At 57.0% G+C, this 17,098-nt stretch carries 14 protein-coding genes; 11 read left to right on the top strand and 3 right to left on the bottom strand.

The features are described 5' to 3' along the window. Positions 1-124 precede the first annotated feature (124 nt). The 11 genes from mnmE (at position 125) to ACODRW_RS16610 (ending at position 14,721) form a co-directional block, all read left to right on the top strand. Positions 125-1,477, top strand: coding sequence for a tRNA uridine-5-carboxymethylaminomethyl(34) synthesis GTPase MnmE (mnmE, locus tag ACODRW_RS16660; protein WP_019102217.1), 1,353 nt, complete (start codon positions 125-127; stop codon positions 1,475-1,477). Positions 1,478-1,921: 444 nt separating this feature from the next. Continuing rightward, complete coding sequence (locus ACODRW_RS16655; RefSeq protein ID WP_488906220.1) at positions 1,922-3,139, top strand: tyrosine-type recombinase/integrase; 1,218 nt, start codon at positions 1,922-1,924, stop codon at positions 3,137-3,139. A 584-nt stretch (positions 3,140-3,723) separates the two neighbouring features. Further along, on the top strand, positions 3,724-3,942 hold the full coding sequence (locus ACODRW_RS16650; RefSeq protein WP_019100960.1) for an AlpA family transcriptional regulator: 219 nt from the start codon (positions 3,724-3,726) through the stop codon (positions 3,940-3,942). 25 nt (positions 3,943-3,967) lie between these two features. Next, on the top strand, positions 3,968-4,693 hold the full coding sequence (locus ACODRW_RS16645) for a hypothetical protein (protein WP_488906219.1): 726 nt from the start codon (positions 3,968-3,970) through the stop codon (positions 4,691-4,693). Between the two features lie 12 nt (positions 4,694-4,705). Continuing rightward, positions 4,706-5,692, top strand: a complete 987-nt coding sequence (locus ACODRW_RS16640; RefSeq protein WP_488906218.1) for a P2 family phage major capsid protein — start codon at positions 4,706-4,708, stop codon at positions 5,690-5,692. 12 nt (positions 5,693-5,704) lie between these two features. Continuing rightward, complete coding sequence (locus tag ACODRW_RS16635; protein WP_488906217.1) at positions 5,705-5,983, top strand: Ogr/Delta-like zinc finger protein; 279 nt, start codon at positions 5,705-5,707, stop codon at positions 5,981-5,983. A gap of 502 nt (positions 5,984-6,485) precedes the next feature. Further along, positions 6,486-6,662, top strand: a complete 177-nt coding sequence (locus ACODRW_RS16630) for a hypothetical protein (RefSeq protein WP_488906216.1) — start codon at positions 6,486-6,488, stop codon at positions 6,660-6,662. Further along, positions 6,659-6,967: a DUF1484 family protein gene (locus tag ACODRW_RS16625; RefSeq protein ID WP_488906215.1), complete on the top strand. Its 309-nt coding sequence runs from the start codon at positions 6,659-6,661 to the stop codon at positions 6,965-6,967. The genes ACODRW_RS16630 and ACODRW_RS16625 overlap by 4 nt, the downstream gene beginning before the upstream one ends. A gap of 9 nt (positions 6,968-6,976) precedes the next feature. Beyond that, on the top strand, positions 6,977-9,778 hold the full coding sequence (locus tag ACODRW_RS16620; RefSeq protein WP_488906214.1) for a toprim domain-containing protein: 2,802 nt from the start codon (positions 6,977-6,979) through the stop codon (positions 9,776-9,778). A gap of 817 nt (positions 9,779-10,595) precedes the next feature. Further along, positions 10,596-12,698: a hypothetical protein gene (locus ACODRW_RS16615; RefSeq protein WP_488906213.1), complete on the top strand. Its 2,103-nt coding sequence runs from the start codon at positions 10,596-10,598 to the stop codon at positions 12,696-12,698. Positions 12,699-14,133: 1,435 nt separating this feature from the next. Beyond that, on the top strand, positions 14,134-14,721 hold the full coding sequence (locus ACODRW_RS16610) for an Lrp/AsnC family transcriptional regulator (protein WP_488906212.1): 588 nt from the start codon (positions 14,134-14,136) through the stop codon (positions 14,719-14,721). A 356-nt stretch (positions 14,722-15,077) separates the two neighbouring features. On the opposite strand, the gene ACODRW_RS16605 is transcribed toward ACODRW_RS16610, so the two are convergent. From ACODRW_RS16605 to ACODRW_RS16595, 3 genes are all read right to left on the bottom strand, one after another. After that, the gene (locus ACODRW_RS16605; protein ID WP_488906211.1) at positions 15,078-16,001 is read right to left on the bottom strand and encodes a LysR family transcriptional regulator; all 924 of its coding nucleotides are present in this window, start codon (positions 15,999-16,001) and stop codon (positions 15,078-15,080) included. 217 nt (positions 16,002-16,218) lie between these two features. Continuing rightward, entirely contained in the window at positions 16,219-16,617 is a 399-nt protein-coding gene (locus tag ACODRW_RS16600) for a hypothetical protein (protein ID WP_488906210.1), read from the bottom strand. A gap of 24 nt (positions 16,618-16,641) precedes the next feature. Then, the gene (locus tag ACODRW_RS16595; RefSeq protein WP_488906209.1) at positions 16,642-17,022 is read right to left on the bottom strand and encodes a hypothetical protein; all 381 of its coding nucleotides are present in this window, start codon (positions 17,020-17,022) and stop codon (positions 16,642-16,644) included. Positions 17,023-17,098: the final 76 nt, after the last annotated feature.

The raw sequence follows: 17,098 nt of genomic DNA, 5'->3' as shown, positions 1-17,098 counted from the left end.
TTGCCCCGCGCGCTCTGAACCCCAAACCCGGCCGCATGGCCGGGTTTTTTGCTGGATAATTGAAGCGTACTCGCCACGACGCCCCGCCGCGCGGGGGCCGCGGCCCAGATTCCAAGGAATGCCCATGAGCCTTAGCTACACCCCCGCCACCATCTGCGCCATTGCCACCGCACCCGGCCGCGGCGGCGTCGGCGTGATCCGCGTGTCCGGCAAGGATTTGCTGCCCTTCGCCGCCGCCGTCAGCGGCGGCAAGACGCCCAAGCCGCGCTATGCGCTGTACACCGACTTCGTCGACGCCCACGGCCAGCCGCTGGACAACGGCCTGCTGCTCTACTTCCCCGGTCCCAACAGCTTCACCGGCGAGGACGTGATCGAACTGCAAGGCCACGGCGGGCCGGTGGTGCTGAAAATGCTGCTGGCGCGCTGCGTGGAGCTGGGCGCGCGGCTGGCGGAGCCGGGCGAATTCACCAAGCGCGCCTTCCTCAACGACAAGCTGGACCTGGCCCAGGCGGAAAGCGTGGCGGACTTGATCGACGCCAGCAGCGAAACCGCGGCCAAGAGCGCGCTCAAATCGCTGAAGGGCGCCTTCTCCAAGGAAATCCACGTGCTGGTGGACGAGCTGATCACCCTGCGCATGCTGGTGGAGGCGACGCTGGACTTCCCGGAGGAGGAGATCGACTTCCTCAAACAGGCGGACGCGCTGGGCAAGCTTGAACGGCTGCGCGGCCGGCTGGTGCAGGTGCAGGCCACCGCCAAGCAGGGCGCCATCCTGCGCGAGGGCATGCACGTGGTGCTGGTGGGCCAGCCCAATGTCGGCAAATCCAGCCTGATGAACGCGCTGGCCGGCGACGACATCGCCATCGTGACCGACATCGCCGGCACCACCCGCGACACCGTGCGCGAGGAGATCGTCATCGACGGCGTGCCGGTGCACATCATCGACACCGCCGGCCTGCGCGACACCGACGACGTGGTGGAGAAGATAGGCATAGAACGCACCTGGCAGGCGGTGGAGCGCGCGGACCTGGCCCTGGTGCTGGCGGACAGCCGCGACGGCCTGACCGGCGAGGTGCAGGCCATTCTGCAACGGCTGCCGGCGGCGCTGCCGCGCGTGCACGTGTTCAACAAGGTGGACCTGTCCGGCGAAGCGCCGGGCCTGGCCGATGAAGACGGCCATCCGCTGGTGCGCCTGTCCGCGCGCACCCACGCCGGCGTGGAGCTGCTCAAGGCCAAGCTGCTGGAGATGATAGGTTACAGCGGCGGCGGCGAAGGCGTGTTCCTGGCGCGCCAGCGCCACCTGGACGCCATCCGCCGCGCCGCCGAACACCTGGAACTGGCCCACGCGGATTGGGAACAAGTGGAAATCTTCGCCGAGGAATTGCGCATGGCGCAGAACGCGCTGTCCGAGATCACCGGCGAATTCAGCGCCGACGATCTGCTGGGCGTGATCTTCAGCCGTTTCTGCATCGGCAAATAACTGGATGTCCAACGACATCCAGTAACATCCAAAAAACCTCTCATAACTCCTGCTGTTACTAAGTTTTTTCGTCCAGTGGCATCCAGCAACATCCATAGACAGCCAATGGTTTTAGGTACACACTTAGGCACACACTCGACAGTGTAGGTTTTTATGTGTACCTAGACCAACGGCTTTTCCTATCCTCAAGATCAATTTCCAAACACAATGTCATATCAATTTGGTACACAAGTTTCAACACCTATTTACGTGTACCATAAACGATAAATTCTTTATATTTCAATGCGTTGCAATGCATTTGATTTTGAATTTTATACAAATCAACTCCGTTTTTTCGGGGGTTTTTTTCTGAATTTCGCGCATAAATATTGAAACCTACATAGAGCATGACTTTTAGCCACTATCGTGTACCTTTTATTTCGACCGTGTACCAAAGAGGAGCCTATGCCAAGAGCTGCCAAACTACTGACCGATGCCCGTATCAATGCATTGAAGCCAAAAGATGCTCGCTACCGGATCACGGACTCGGGTGGCTTGCTGCTGGAAGTGATGCCTAGCGGCACCAAGGTCTGGCGCTATCGTTATCAATTGCATGGGGTTCGGCAGCCGACTTTGACTATTGGGCCTTACCCAGAAATCAGCTTGAAAGCTGCACGCAAGCAGCGGGATGCATGGGCAGAGCTAGTAGCTCATGGAGAGTCCCCTAAGCGAGCAGTCCAAGCGGCCAAAGTGGAACGGCTCAATACGGTTGCGGCCTTCGCCGACAATTGGTTGGAGGAGCAGCTGGAGGGAAAATCAGGCAGCTATCAGAAGACGATGCGCCGGATCATGGACAAGGACGTATTACCTTGGCTAGGGGGCATGCCGCTGGCGGAAGTGAAGCCGTCTGATGTTCTGGAGCTTTGCGACAGGATCAAGGCTCGCGGAGCTCCAAAGATGGCCCTTGTTACGCGCAATGCACTTAAGCGCATGTACGACTATGCGATAGCCCGGCAACTAGCGGAAACCAACCCTGCCGCAGCTCTGGTGGCCCGCTTTATCGCTGTGGAAGAAAGCCGCGATCGGGTGCTGTCAGGCGAGGAAATCGGCCAAGTACTACGGGCCGTGTACCAATCAGACGTCCGCCGATCTCTACGCCTAGCACTGCACTTGTTAGCAATCACTATGGTTAGAAAGAGCGAGCTGATTCAAGCGACTTGGTCTGAGTTTGATTTTGATGCTGGGATATGGGACATCCCCGCTGAGCGTATGAAGAAAAACAAGCCCCATCGAGTGTACCTATCCCGCCAAGCATTGGAAATGCTGCAAGAACTAAAGCTTTTGGCAGGACATTCCAAGTTTCTTTTCCCGAGCAGTCGTAGCTGTGAAGATAAGCCGATTGGCCGAAGTACGCTCAATCAAGCAGTGAACTCACTATCGCTGGATGTGCAGCATTTCGTCCTACATGACTTCCGCCGCACGGCATCCACTCATTTACATGAGATGGGCTATCCGTCCGACGCCATTGAAAAGGCACTAGCTCACAAAATCGTCGGAATTAAAGGGGTTTACAACCGTGCCGAGTATGCTGAGCAGCGGAAAACAGTCTTGCAAGCATGGTCTGATTTTGTCCAGGCGCAGATTGATGCGGCTAAATTAATTTCAAACGATAAGAAAAAGTAATATAGCAGCACACGCCTGATTAGCTTTTATGCAATAGTTGGCTCGCCCTGGTAGGCCTGCGGTCAATACAACCCATTTGACCCTCGTAAATCCATTCTTTACCAGCTCCACCCAGCGCGCGCTATCGAAGCCCCGCCTCGCCCCCGCACTTCATGGGCCGCTAATCATGCAGCTGCATGAACCCGTGCCAGGCCCTTGCCGTATGGCCTGGCGCGCCCTTGTCCCCCCGCTCGGATTCATGCGTTTTCATGCACGCTATGCATGCAGTCGCCGTATTCGCTAACCGCCCCCGCTTCGCGTTTTCCTGCTGTCCCCCGTTTCCTTGCCGCTGAGTCCGTCCTAGCCCGTCCACCGCCATCCGATGCCGTTCCATGGCGGGCCATTTTGCGCCCGCGTTGCTGTTTTCCCGCCCATCGTCAATAGCAAAATCCGCGTTTTTTTGGCATTTCAAATTTTTTTGTTGTGTGGGAGCGCGGCACAACCCAACCCCCAAACCCCGTTTGTAATTTCCGCAATACTGCGTTCGCTGATCGGCGTATCCGATGCCATCCACTGATATCCACCTCCACCGACAAGGACGCTTCATGACCGCTGTTGCCGCTTCGCCCTCCTCTCAACCGCTGCGCTTTCTGCGCTTGCCGGAAGTCATCGCCACTTGCGGCCTGTCCCGCTCGTCGGTGTACGACGCCATCAAGCAGGGCCGTTTCCCGGCACCGGTGCCGCTGGGCGGCAAGAGCGTGGCCTGGCTGTCCTCTGAAATCGAGAGCTGGATGGCGGCACGCATCGCGGCCCGCCGCGCCTAACCCCGCAACTTCCCGGACTCAGACCATGCATATCCAGAACCCCACCACCCAAACCCGCCTCGCCGCGGCCGTGGCCGAGCTGGCCGAACGCCAGAGCGCCTTCGAACACGCGCTCGACGCCTGGCAGCAGTTGACCAGCCAGACCACGCGCCGCGAGCACACCGCCGCCGCGCTGCGCATGGAGGCCGAGCAGGCGCGCAAGGATTGCCGCCAAGCGATGCGCCAAGGCCTGGGCGTCCCCACCAAGGCCGTGCGCGAGCTGAAGCACAAGGAGATGGCCAACCTGGAATTGGCCGAGGAAACGCTGAAGATCGCCGAGGAAGAGAAGATTCAAGCCGAAATCCAGCATGAAGCGCTGTTCGAGCAGCGCAAGGCGCTGGCCGAGGCGCGCGACGCGCTGCAGCGCCAGTACTGGGACGCGGTGCTCGACGACCACCTGCCCCAATGGGGCGAGCAACTGCCGGTGCTGACGCTGTTGCTAACCCAAGCGCCGCCGGCCTGCATCGAGCGCGTGTTCGGCAGCGCCGACTGGCACCGCGAAGAAGAGCAAGTCCAGGCCGTGCTCAAGCCCGGCGCGCTGCAGCAGACGCTATGCAGTGCTTCGCCGGCGGCCCCGGACACGCTGCTCGCCCGCTTGAACCAGCCGCTGCCGCCGTTGGCCACCCCGCCGCTACAGCAACACAACGTGATTGCCCGACAGCGATACCAAGCCCAGCGCGACGCGCAGTACCAAGCCCTGATCAACCGCTAACCGAGACGAGACATGCAGAACCCCACCCGCCACGCGCTGAACCAGTTCATCGACCACTACTACCACGCGCTGGAGCAGTACCGCGCCCAGGACAGCCTGTTCGCCACCCCCACGCCCCAAGCGGCGCAAGCCCGCCTCAACGCGCTGAAGGCCCGTAGCCGGCTGCTGTCCGCGATCAACCTGCTCGGCGTCTCCGATATCCGGGGAAAGGCCAAGCACTTCGATCTCGCCGGCACCTTGGCGGCCACCGTCGACACCCAGCGCCATGAACGCCAGCCGGCCGGCAAGACCTGGCGGCCAGCGCAATACCACTGCCAGCAAACCAACTTCGACGCCGCCTTCAGTTACGACACGCTGGACGCCTGGTGGAGCGAGAGCCAGACGCCGGCCGGCTTTGAAGACCGCGCGCGGCAGGCGCTGGAACGCCGCATCCTGCTGGACCGCATCATGATTGGCTTCCACGGTCTGCAGCGCGCGCCGAACTCGAACCGAGAGACCCATCCGCTGTTGGAAGACGTCAATCTCGGCTGGCTACAGCAGATCCGCGAACAAGCCCCGCAAAACTGGATCGAGGGCGCCCGCATCGGCGAGAGCGAACGCTTCCGCTCGCTGCATCGCCTGGTGCGCTATGCGCTCAAGCAGCGGCTGGCTCCAGCGTGGCGCGATGACCCCGGCCTGGTGGTCCTGGTGGGCGCGGACTTGCTGCCGGATGCGGTCTGCGACGCCAACCCGCAAGCCGAAGGCGACGACCTGGTGTTTCACAAACAGCGCCTGGGCGGGCTGCAGACGGCGACGGCCGCCTTCTTCCCCGGCGACAGCATCTTGATTACCCGGCTGGACAACCTGTCGCTGTACTTCAATCAGCACGCCAGCCGCTACCACTACCACGAGGAGCCGTCGTTGAACCGGGTGGAGTTCTATCACGCCAGCCACGACGCCTACGTCGTCGAAAACCTCGCCGCCTGCGTGTTGATTGACGCCGTTGAAATCGTTGACTGAGGAGACTGCATCATGGCCTTCCCTTGCCCCTTATGCGGCGCGGTGTCGCGGGTGCGGACCAGCCGCATGCTCAGCGCTGCGACCAAGGAGAATTACTACAACTGCAGCAACGATGACTGCTGCCACCAGTACAAGACGCTGGAGGGCGAGCCGCTGACCCTGGCCCAGCCCATCCACGGCGGCGCGCGGATTCCGCCGGAGCGGCTGCGCACCTTGCCAGGCCTGTCGCCCTCGCCTCGGCAAGCGCTGATCGTGACGCCCGGCCGCGTGCGGCATCGCGTCCTGGGCTAAACGCCATGGCTCGCCGGCCGGCGGGCCATGTACTCCCTCTGAAATCGACCTTGAATATCGTTGGCTGAAATGTATTTAATTCACTTATTTAATATTGATCGGCGGCTTTATTAATATGCCTGGTAAAACCCGGCCCCATTCCCGATGATCCCGCTCCACGCTTTAGAAATATCCACCCCGATGAACTGCGCGAACCTGATTCCCCACCCCCGCCAGCGAATTGACAAGTTCGCTCGATTGCTGCACCATCTTTACATCGCTTTCAAAACAGCGACCGGGCTTGGCGGCCCGAACACTATGGCGGACAGCCGCCTTTTTATTATCGTGGCTATTTTTACGTCCGTTAGAAACACCATTGGTGCGTCCATTTCTATGGCGGGCAGTGGTGGGGGCGTGCTTGCACGCGCCGGTTCCATAGTGCCGGTCCGCCAACCCTATCATCTGCCTGTCTCCCCGCTTGGCGGCGAGGAGTTGGGCTTAATCGCACACTATGGAGGCCTCCATGCCTAGCATCACCCTGCGCGCTTTCCGCGCCCTATTTCCACGCACCACCCGTCCCGTTTCCACGCTGCCCAACGAAGCCGAAGCCCGTGCGCTCGCCGCCTTGCTGGTCGCTCAGGGTCAACGCGCCTTGATTCATCGCACCGCCACCGGTTTCGCCGTGGAGGTGCTGGCATGAACGCCCTGATCCTGTCCGCCGTACATCACCAACTGGCCCAGCTGCAGCAGCTGGCCGACACCCCCGAACATGCCGCACTGCGCGAGCCGTTGAGCCAACTGGCAAGCCTGTGCCGCCGCATCGAACACACCGTCAGCGCTGGCGTCTCGCGCCTGACGCGCACCGGCGACGGCCTGCAAGGGCTGGTCGAGCTGCTGGACTGCGCCGAGAACCAGCCATTGCCGGCGCAACGCCTGGCCGGGCTGCTGGCACCGCTGCAGCAACAAGTCATCGACGCCAGCGTCGACATCGGCCAACTGCTCTAAGGACATCCCATGACCGCACGAATCCCTCTCCCGCGTACCGGGCGAGACGCTCCCGGCTTGTCTGGCGGCGCGCCGACCGCCCTGGGCCAATGGTTCGATCAACTCAAGGAGCAGATCGACTTGCACGACCTGGCGGCCCGGCTGGGCCTGAAGCGTCAGGGCAAGGGCAACTATCACAGCCCACACCACCCCGACAGCCAAGCGTCGCTGTCGATCTTCGCCGACGGCCGCGGCTGGAAGGACTGGAGCGGCGACGCCGGCGGCAGTTGCATCGACTTGCTGCGCTACTGCCAACCTGAGCTGGACACGCCGCTGGCGGCCGCGCGCCTGCTGGGCGACTGGTACGGCCTGCCGCAACCGAAACCCGCGATGAAGGACAAGGCCGCGCCGGTACGCAAGTCTACCCTCGATTACATCGGCGAACGCTGCCTGGCCCAAGCCGATGCGGCCATCGCCTATCTCACCGGCCGGGGCATAGACGAAGCGGTGATCCGGCGCGCCCTGCGCTGCAAGACGCTGGGCTGGAACGATTGGCACAGCGCCAAGATCGCCGCCGGCGAAGTGGGCCACGGTGGTGCGGCCGTCGCCTTCCTGGTGCGCAGCGGCGGCCGGCTGGCGGCGGTGGATCTGCGCTATGTCGATCCCGCCTTGAACGGCGGCGTGAAGACCCAGTGCCAAGGCGCGCGCGAGGGCCACGGCTGGTGCAGCGACCCGCAACGGCTGCAGCGCGCCCGCCTGGTCTATCTGGTGGAAAGCCCGATCAATGCGCTGTCGGTGGAAAGCTGCACCCCGCCGGACGTGGCGGCGCTGGCGCTGCGCGGCGTTGGCAATGTCGACAGCCTCGATTGGACGGTGTTGCGCGGCAAGGCGGTGCGGGTGGCGCTGGACCATAGCGACCCTGTGAATCCGGCCAGCGGCGTGCGGCCGGGCCTGGCCGCCGCCTGGCGGCTGTCGGAGAAGCTGACGGCGGCGGACATCGGCCATCTGCTGGTGGATATGCAGGAATGGGACGAAGGCGAGGACATCAACGATGTGTTGCAACGCCATGGCAAGAACGAGCTGACCACACGTTTGCGCAAGCTGGAGCCGTGGCTGGTGCCCGGCATGCCGGGCGGCGGCGAACGGCTGGAGGGCACGCGGCGGGTACAGTTGCCGGGCCATGACTGGGCGGTGTACTGGCGTTTCCGGGTGAAGGAGGACTTCACCCAATACGTCGACGAGTTCAAAACCGACGACGACGGCAAGCGCTCGGAAACCCTAGGCGATCTATGTTCCTTCCGCGTGGCCAGCCTGTCGCGGCTGCGCATTCAAAGCCACCTGGCCACCATCAGCGGCGCGGCCGACCATCAGCCGGAAACCGTGTTCGGCGTCAGCGCCCAGCTGGCGCGGCATGGGGTGACGCTGCAGCGCGAGGTGGCCACCGACGACAAGCTGTACAACCTGGAATGGTGGAAGGGCCGCTTCGGCGCGATCTGGAAGCCGGCGCAGTTCCAGCGCCTGGTCAACCTGATGGAGCGGGCCGCCGACCTGGGCGCGCGCGATGTGGTCAACTTTGTTGGCCTGGCGTGGAAGGCCGGCGCGCTGACGGCGCAGGAGGGGCAAGACTGCTATTTCGTCGAGCCGCAGAAGCAATGCCTCTACTACAACCTGACGTTTCCGCGTGGCACTACGCAGCAGGCGCGCACCGTGATCCAAGCTTATCAGGACACCTTCCATCACAATGCGGCCGCCATCCCCTTGGTGTGGGCCTTGGGCGCGCACCTCAAAACCCTGCTCGGCTTCTATCCGCACTTCCAGATGCAGGCCGAGAAGGGCTCGGGCAAGTCCAAGCTGCTGGAGAGCTTACAGACCACCCTGGCGTTTCAGGTGCTGTCCGGGCAGATGCTCAAAACCGACCACCGCCGCCGCGCCTCGGTGTCGTTCACCTCGCAGCCGGTGGGCTGGGATGAATTCTCCAAGCTACCGAAAACGGTGCTGTCCGACATCGACGCGCTGCTGCAGTCGACCTATCGTTTCGAGTTCACCCGCGTTGGGGCCAGCCTGACGCCTTATCTGATGTGCGCGCCGGTGCTGTTGGCCGGCGAGGAAGTCGACGTGCAGAGCCTGCAGTCCAAGCTGTGCCGCAGCAGCCTGTCGGTGGCGCGACAAGGCGCGTTGATTCCGCATGATCTGCCGGCCTTCCCGCTGTGGGCCTGGCTGCAGTTTCTGGCCGACATCGAGCCGGCCCGGCTGCGCGACCTGCACCGCCATTACCTGGGACTGTGCGAACGTCACAGCCGCGCCCCCACCGGCGACGCCACCGCGCGGCGGATGATGGAGAACTACGCCGCCCTGCTGTGCAGCTGGGCCTTGCTGTGCGAGTTCGCCGACCTCGACCCGCAGCAAGGCGGCTTCATCGAAGACCTGCTGGCGGAGATGAACAGCCATATCGTCGACACCGACGGCAGCCGGCTGCCCTGGGTATGGATCATGGAAATCCTGCTGTCCGAGCTGGAAGCGCGGCGCTTTGACTACCCGCACTGCTGGGACCGGGTCAAACTCCCGGACGGCCGCAGCGAGATGGCGCTGTTCCTCCGGCCAAACCACGTGATGGACCATCTCTCCACCGCGCCGCATCTGCGCGCCAAGTTCGACGCGCTGCCGGTGAAGACCGGTCGCATCTTCAAGCACCAGCTGCTGCAAAGCCCGGTGGTGCTGGCCGACGGCGTCGAGAAGACCATCCACGGCCGCCGCCAGGGCCACCTGACCGCGATCAGCCTGCCGCAACTGGAAAAGCTCGGCCTCTACGCCGCGCCGGACATCCAGCCCTAAGCCCCCGCCTCCCCTCGACAGCCCGCCTTATGTGGGCTGTCACGCATTCCCCCGCTCAAACTGCAAAATTGCGGAGCCTTTTACATACCAAATATGACATTGGCACAACACTTTCGACGAAAACGGCCCGAAATCGCCGGTTTCCGCGCCATTGGGTAGGGGAGTAGGTAAAAAAATTCCGTGGATTGCCCCCTACTAACGACCTAAGTCATTGATTGTTGAGAAGAACCCATCCACGGTTTGCCCTCCGAAATCCACGGTTTCCCCTCAAACTTCCACGGTTTGCCCCAATTCTTCCACATCGGGGTTTTACCCTTTTACGGCCTCTAAGTACTTCTTCTTATTTAAAAAACAAAGAGATAGAGATAAAAAGCAATGAAAAGGGAAGACAGGGGCCATCCACGGTTTCGGAGCGCTGCTTAAAAATTAATCCACGGGTTTGCCAGCGGAAGTCGTGGAAATGGTGGATTCGCCCTTCCCTTCATCGCATTGATTTTATTGAGGTTTATGCGGCATCCACGGAATCGGGGGGAGAGGCCGTGGATAAATCGTGGATGAAAAGCCGTTACAGGACAACAACTTAGGGATCAATCCACGGTTTCGGGGGGATTTTAGGTGTGTGTGCCGGGTTAACGGGAAAAGCGAAATTTACAATCATTTGCTATAGGCCAGAGGCGACCGTTGATAGATGTGTCTAGAAAAAATACATTCAAAGACGACACACGCATGCCGACAGGGCAAATTGCAATAGTCGACTTCGTAAGTCTAATCGCAGCCGGTTTGATTTCAGCAGTGAAACTCTCAAAATGGAGTACGCATGAGCGCGATTCAGATAGAGGTTAAAAACTGTAACAACCTAGATTTGGCCGTCATTTCTTTGATAGAACATAAATTAAACATCAAGTTTGCACCAAATGGAACTGGCAAAAGCACGATTGCGAAAGCGGTACTCTTTGGCCTCAAAGGTAATCAAGATCTTCTGAGTGGACTTATGCCGTTCAAACTCAGGAAAGAAAATCCAGAAAACAAAAAACCCGAGGTTAAAGGAGCAGAAGCACTCAAGAAAATCATGTGTTTCAATGAGGATTATGTCAGTCAGTTTCTTTTCAAGAAGGAACTACTTAACAACAGCTTTGACATTCTCATCAGAACCGATACCTACAAACAGAAAGAGCAGGAAATAGAAGAATTAGTCAGCAATATTAAAAATCTGTTCTCAGGAAATAAAGAATTAGAATCATTGATCGAAACTCTCAAGGAAATGGGTGGTGCCTTTAAGTTAAGCAAGGCGGGACTGGATAAAAAATCAACTGGCATGAAAGGTTTGCTAGCAGGAAATAAAATTCAACACATTCCCCCAGGCCTAGAATCTTATACTGACTTTATTCAGAGTCAAAATAGCGTAAGTTGGATCGACTGGCAAACCAAAGGGTATGAGTTTTCCGAGTTATCGGACAACTGCCCATATTGCACTTCACATACAGCGGACAAAAAAGAGCAGATCAAAAAGGTTGGTCAAGAGTATGACAAAAACACCATCAAAAACCTAGTTTCAATAGTTTCGCTGATTGAAAGATTGGGCGAACACTTCTCCGATGACGCCAAAGAGAAACTAACAGCAATTACAGTCTTGAAGGATGGCATTGGAAAAGAGCACGAGTCATATCTTACAACTGTAAAAACACAGATCGATAACTTCATTGAAAATTTAGAAAAAATCAAAACGCTTTCAGCATTTCAGTTCAAAGATGGCGAAAAGGTTGCTGACAAACTTACGACATACAAGCTCGACATGCAGTTCTTCTCTGAGCTTTCATCAAATAAGATGAAGGAGGCCATTACTCCAATTAATACTTCCATTGATACCGTTATCCAGCAAGCAGGACAACTACAGGGAAAAATAAATCAACAACGAAGCGAGATGAAAAAAACCATAGAGCGACATCAGAAGGAAATAAATGAATTTCTTGAATATGCTGGATATCGTTATGCAGTTGAGATTGTCGGCGATGGCGAGCAAGCCCAACTAAAACTGCGACATATCGATTACGAAGAGCATCTCAGTGATGGCAATCAGCACCTCAGCTTTGGCGAAAGAAATGCTTTTGCTATTGTTCTCTTTATGTATGAATGCCTAGCAAAGAAACCAGACTTGATCATTTTAGATGACCCAATTTCCTCATTCGACAAAAACAAAAAATACGCTATTTTGGAAATGCTTTTTCGCCGAGACACTGCCTCATGCCTGAAGAATAAAACAGTATTGATGTTGACTCATGATGTGGAGCCCATCATCGACACCATTAGATCACTTGAAAAACAATTCAGCAATCAGACTTCGTCGGCATTCCTGAAGTTGGCGACAGGACAAATATCCGAATTCCCCATTACCAAAGATGACATTAAAACCTTCTCTCAAATTTGCAAAAACACTGTCAACTCTGACTGCCACGATGTCATCAAACTGATCTACTTAAGACGTCATTATGAAATAGCAGACGACAAGGGCGATGCTTATCAAGTACTCTCCAATATATTCAAAAAAAGAGTACGCGCAATAGATACCAGAGAAGAAAAAGGATTAGATGGCAATTATCCAGAAATGGATACTGGAAAATTCACAAAAGGATGCGCTGATGTAGCCAGCTGGCTTACGGGATTTTCATACCCTGATCTACTTAATACAATTATTGACACCGAAGCCCTAAAGCAGCTTTACCATACATCCCCAAATGGGTATGAAAAACTTCAGATTTTTCGACTATTAGGACTTGATCCTGAGAATTCTGTTATTCAGAAATTTATCAATGAAAGCTACCACATCGAAAATGAATTTATTTGCCAGCTTGATCCCGCTAAATTCGACACCATCCCTGCATATGTCATTTCAGAGTGCGATAAACTCTTGCTCCAGTCCTAGAGGTAAGTCATTTTCAGTCAAGCCGGCTTGGCTCGAATCCAATGAGACGCCTGCTTTCTCAAGCCAGCAAGTTCCGCTAAGGATCGTAAGTAGCCATTCATTGATGGTAAAGATGCATAGAGGGGGCATCAGCGGGGGCATTTACATATTTCAACCACATTAAGTTCATTAAATATTAAAGACTTAAAAATACAATTCAACGCCTGTCGGGTCTAGATTCCCCGCCAGATTTAGAGCCGCTAACAAAATCTCTGATACATTACAAGAAACGATGTAACCTACGCCGAATCTCGCACAAGGCAAGCAGCGCCAATACAGGCATCTCTGGATTTATTTCATCCGTACTATTGACAAAGCTCACCCCATAAATTTTTAGCGTATTGCGCAAGTCAATAAGCGGGATCCAAGTCAGTGACTGACTTGCAAACAGGTTCACTAACATCGTCTGTTCGACTGGTGACGGGACTCTGATTCCGGTTGTATTTGATATTAGCTCCACTGAACTCTCCCATTTTTCCAGCTTACATAACAATTACTCAACCAGAGTGCCAAACAATCTAGCCATAGCACCCACTTGCTTTGCTGAAATTGCTCACAACCACATTTCTGGCAATTACATGACCATTCCGGTCGGATAAGCAAATCCGAAGTCGCTTAGACTGTTCACTGCTAATGGCAGTGTGAGCAGACAAACGTTATCAGGCTAATTGGTATCTGCATGCAGTCCCCAATGGCCGAGTGCCAAATATCGACAACACTGTAATTACACCGACCTCCTCCCTGATTTTTTGACATCACGCATGCACCTGACATCCGAAACAAGGCATGACATCTCTGGTGTCGGGCCTGCTACAGCGACAATCTTTGCATATTCAATTTAAGATGTTGCAACATATTTCTTTAAATTACATTAATATTTTGCCGACCAACAAGGTCGACGCGATGAAACGGCACAACGTCAGGACATTTCGATGCTTCCGTGTCAGCTGGAGGTGGTCAATCCCAAGGGATTTGCTGGCTAAACTGATTAAAAAAGATATAAGAGAACTCTTTTTACAAGTTCGGGTCACTTGTGCCCACTCTCTACCGACCTGTAGCAATACGGCGACAACCCATCAGATATACTCATCATATATATGATATATATTCACGATATTGGCATTTCTGACTAACAAAACCAAAAACCCAAAAAAGTGATGGCAAAGCGCTGATGAAAAAATACCGCCAAGGCCAATGCTAGGGAGGTACGGCATTAGATGACAGGCCCTGGCGGTAGTCACATCACTTGATGTTGACTCTGTCCATGTAGAACCAGCCGCTCGATCAGCGGGCTTGAGCACTTTTCCAGCCCGGACAAATGGTGTTGACCGGTGGCAAGCCTGCTGGTGGCGGGCGGTCTGTAAAGGCTCTGCGCTATTGCTTCTAATGTGACTTAATGTATGCCGGCCGAGCGAAAATAGGCTTTTCAATTGCTTTCCACCGGTTTACATTTCGGTTAATTATTTTTTATTTTGCCAAATTTGGTGAAGAATCTTTTTCAGGAAGTGTTATGTCGGAAAATAAAATAGGATTATGCCCACAGGATAGAAAGATCCTGCAAGAGCTGCAAAGAAATGCCAGGTTGTCCAATGCCGAACTAGCTGAGCGCGTAGGTCTGTCCGCATCGGCCTGCTGGAACCATACGCGTCAGCTTGAGGAAGATGGCTATATTCAGGGCTATGTGGCACTGATCAACCAGCAAAAGTTGGGGCTGCGGGATACCGTGCTGATTGAAATCACGCTCAATGCGCACGAGGAAAACACGCTGGCCCGCTTTGGGGAAGAACTGGCAGCCTTACCTGAGGTGCTGGAAGCCCATCTGGTGTCTGGTGAATATGACTATCTGATCAAAGTAGCCGTGGATGGTACAGCTGGTTATGAGCGCTTTCTTCGGGAAAAGCTCTACCGGATTTCGGGCATTCGCCACAGCCGTTCGCTGTTTGCCTTGCGTTGCATGAAGTCGGTGCCATCAGTGCAGGTATAACAGCAGCGGTAGCCATAGCTGGCCACCTAGAGGTCGAGCCTTCGCCGATCAATAACAAGACGAGCCAGAGGTTTCATAAGCAACTCTCACATGACGTCTTCTCAAGGCTGACTGTTGAATCACCCCGGCTTATCTATACATTCCCCGTCAGATTTAGCCCACAGTCAGTCTTGAGAAGACGTGATAAGGAAACACGGCGGCTACAAAAAATACCAATCCTTGGTAGCTACATCGCACTTTAGGTACACGATTAGGTACACATACACAAGAATTAAAAATAAAAATCGTTTATTTACAAATCGTTAATTCACTGAAAAACATTCTGCATCGGTAAGCCCTCCCCTACCGCGCCGCCGCTAGGCCGCCAGCGTCACCCCGGGGTGGAAGGCTATCGTCGGCAACACCTCGTCCAGCACCTGCAAAAAGGTGAAGGCGGCCGGCGACAGCGGCACGCCGCGCCGGGTGAACACGTGGACGTCCCGCTGTAGCTCGGCCGACTCAAACAAGCGGTAGGGCAGATCCCGCGCCGACGGATGGGAGGCCGCCAGCGCGGACAACACGCAAGCGCCCACCCCGGCGCGGATCAGGCAGAACTGCATGTCCAGATTGGTGACGGTGATCTTGCTGGCCACCTGCTGCCAGAGCTCGGGATGGCTGCGCTCCAGCGCGGACATGATGCTGGTGTCGCTTTCATCCTGCAGCAAGGGCCATTGCCGCAGGGATTGGCAGTTGAGCGGCCCCGTCGGCGGCTCGAAGCCCGGCGGAAACATCAGCCCCAGCCGGGCGGACAGCAGCTGGCGCTTGTCAATCTTGTCTCCGGCCGCGCCCACATAGGAGCCGATGCCGATGTCCACCTCGCCCGATTCGATGCGGCGCACCACGCCGCCGCTGGTGTCGTCCAGCAGACGCACATGGATGCACGGGTAATCTCTTCTCAGCCGTTTGAGCACCTCCGGCAGCACGCTGGACGCAAAAGCCATGCCGCTGGCCACGTAGACGCTGCCGCTGCTGCCGGCGGATTTTTCGCGCAGATCGGACAGCAGCAGTTCAAAGTCGTTCAGCAGCCGGCGGGCCACCGGCAGGAAGGCGTTGCCCTGCGTGGTGAGCGCCACTTTGCGGGTGGTGCGCTCAAACAGCGTCAGCCCGATCTCCTGCTCCAGCTCGCGTATGGTCTTGGTCAGCGTGGATTGCGTCAGAAACAGCTGGCGGGCCGCGGCGGTGAAGCTTTCGGCTTCGGCAACGGCCGAAAAGGCGCGCAGGTGGCGAAGGGAGATATTCATGACGAAGTGGAATTGATTGGCTTTATTAATTCATTTTACACCAATAACTTTCAACGCTTGCGCGTTTGAAGTTCACGCCCTTCATCATGGAACGGCCATCCCGGCTTTGCCGATAAAACTCAAGCGCAAGCCGCTGACGCCGGGCTTTGGCCGCCATCGAATCCCCCAGATCGTCACCCACCGCAGGCCTCAGAACCTGTTCAAAGTCCGCTGCGCTTCAGCGGGATGGTTGAACCGCTTCTAAGGCCCCGCCCCTTTGGACGGCGTCAGGGTCCGGTATCGGCGCGCCCACCAGCGCCAGGCGGGCGGTAGTTACGTTGCGGAAGCCCGCCAAGAGATAACATCGCTGCGCGCAGAGATCGCGGCTGCTCCATTTCCCGGACGCCCACATCGCCAATAAGGCGGCGCGGGCCGGCTCGTGCTCGCCCTGCCATCGGCTCCAATAATAAAAATCCGCCAGCGCCCGCTTGATCTGCCGCTGAACGGCCGCGGTGTTGTCCGGATGGAGCGGGTTGCTGTCCTTCAGCGCAATCACCCCCAGGCGCATCTCGTAATCGACGATTAAACGCGCCGCGCCTTTGAGCGCCTCATTGTGTTGGATCAGCAGCTTCATCATGGCCATGCCCTCCCTGTCCAAGCGTCACAGCACGCCGTTGACGTGCTCCAGACCGCGTTGCAAACGCTGCTGTATCGGCTCCAGCAAGGCCAGCGCCTCCTCGCTGCTGAACAGCAAGGGCTCGTCGCGGCGTTCCAGCAAGGTCAGCAGCGCCAACAGCCCGGTGTGGGCGGCGCGCATATCCATCACCCCGCTCAACAGGGCGGAGTCCAGCTCGATATAGCAATCGTTCAGTTGGCGGCCCAGATCGCCCAGCAGCAGCACATTGCCGGCGGCGGCGGGCAAGCGTTGAGCGCAGGAATGCAGTTGCTCCATCACCGGCGCGGCGGCGGGCTCGGGGCGTTCTCCTGCGCCATGGGGACAGGCGGGAGGGGGCATTGCGGGGGGAAAGGTGGAAAAGGTCATCACGGTCTCCATGTCAGCTTTGGAAACCCGCCCAGGCGAGGCTGGGACAGGCACATGACAAGGTGGCAAGACCGGC

The organism is Chromobacterium sp. FG89, assembly GCF_057808735.1.
Note: the sequence above shows the minus strand (reverse complement) of the source record. Positions and strands in the feature narration are given on the sequence as shown.

Bases quoted from the DNA above. Each gene is read 5' to 3' on its own strand.
- mnmE (WP_019102217.1), top strand. From the start codon at position 125: ATGAGCCTTAGCTACACCCCCGCCACCATCTGCGCCATTGCCACCGCA.
- ACODRW_RS16655 (WP_488906220.1), top strand. From the start codon at position 1,922: ATGCCAAGAGCTGCCAAACTACTGACCGATGCCCGTATCAATGCATTG.
- ACODRW_RS16650 (WP_019100960.1), top strand. From the start codon at position 3,724: ATGACCGCTGTTGCCGCTTCGCCCTCCTCTCAACCGCTGCGCTTTCTG.
- ACODRW_RS16645 (WP_488906219.1), top strand. From the start codon at position 3,968: ATGCATATCCAGAACCCCACCACCCAAACCCGCCTCGCCGCGGCCGTG.
- ACODRW_RS16640 (WP_488906218.1), top strand. From the start codon at position 4,706: ATGCAGAACCCCACCCGCCACGCGCTGAACCAGTTCATCGACCACTAC.
- ACODRW_RS16635 (WP_488906217.1), top strand. From the start codon at position 5,705: ATGGCCTTCCCTTGCCCCTTATGCGGCGCGGTGTCGCGGGTGCGGACC.
- ACODRW_RS16630 (WP_488906216.1), top strand. From the start codon at position 6,486: ATGCCTAGCATCACCCTGCGCGCTTTCCGCGCCCTATTTCCACGCACC.
- ACODRW_RS16625 (WP_488906215.1), top strand. From the start codon at position 6,659: ATGAACGCCCTGATCCTGTCCGCCGTACATCACCAACTGGCCCAGCTG.
- ACODRW_RS16620 (WP_488906214.1), top strand. From the start codon at position 6,977: ATGACCGCACGAATCCCTCTCCCGCGTACCGGGCGAGACGCTCCCGGC.
- ACODRW_RS16615 (WP_488906213.1), top strand. From the start codon at position 10,596: ATGAGCGCGATTCAGATAGAGGTTAAAAACTGTAACAACCTAGATTTG.
- ACODRW_RS16610 (WP_488906212.1), top strand. From the start codon at position 14,134: ATGTATGCCGGCCGAGCGAAAATAGGCTTTTCAATTGCTTTCCACCGG.
- ACODRW_RS16605 (WP_488906211.1), bottom strand. From the start codon at position 16,001: ATGAATATCTCCCTTCGCCACCTGCGCGCCTTTTCGGCCGTTGCCGAA.
- ACODRW_RS16600 (WP_488906210.1), bottom strand. From the start codon at position 16,617: ATGATGAAGCTGCTGATCCAACACAATGAGGCGCTCAAAGGCGCGGCG.
- ACODRW_RS16595 (WP_488906209.1), bottom strand. From the start codon at position 17,022: ATGACCTTTTCCACCTTTCCCCCCGCAATGCCCCCTCCCGCCTGTCCC.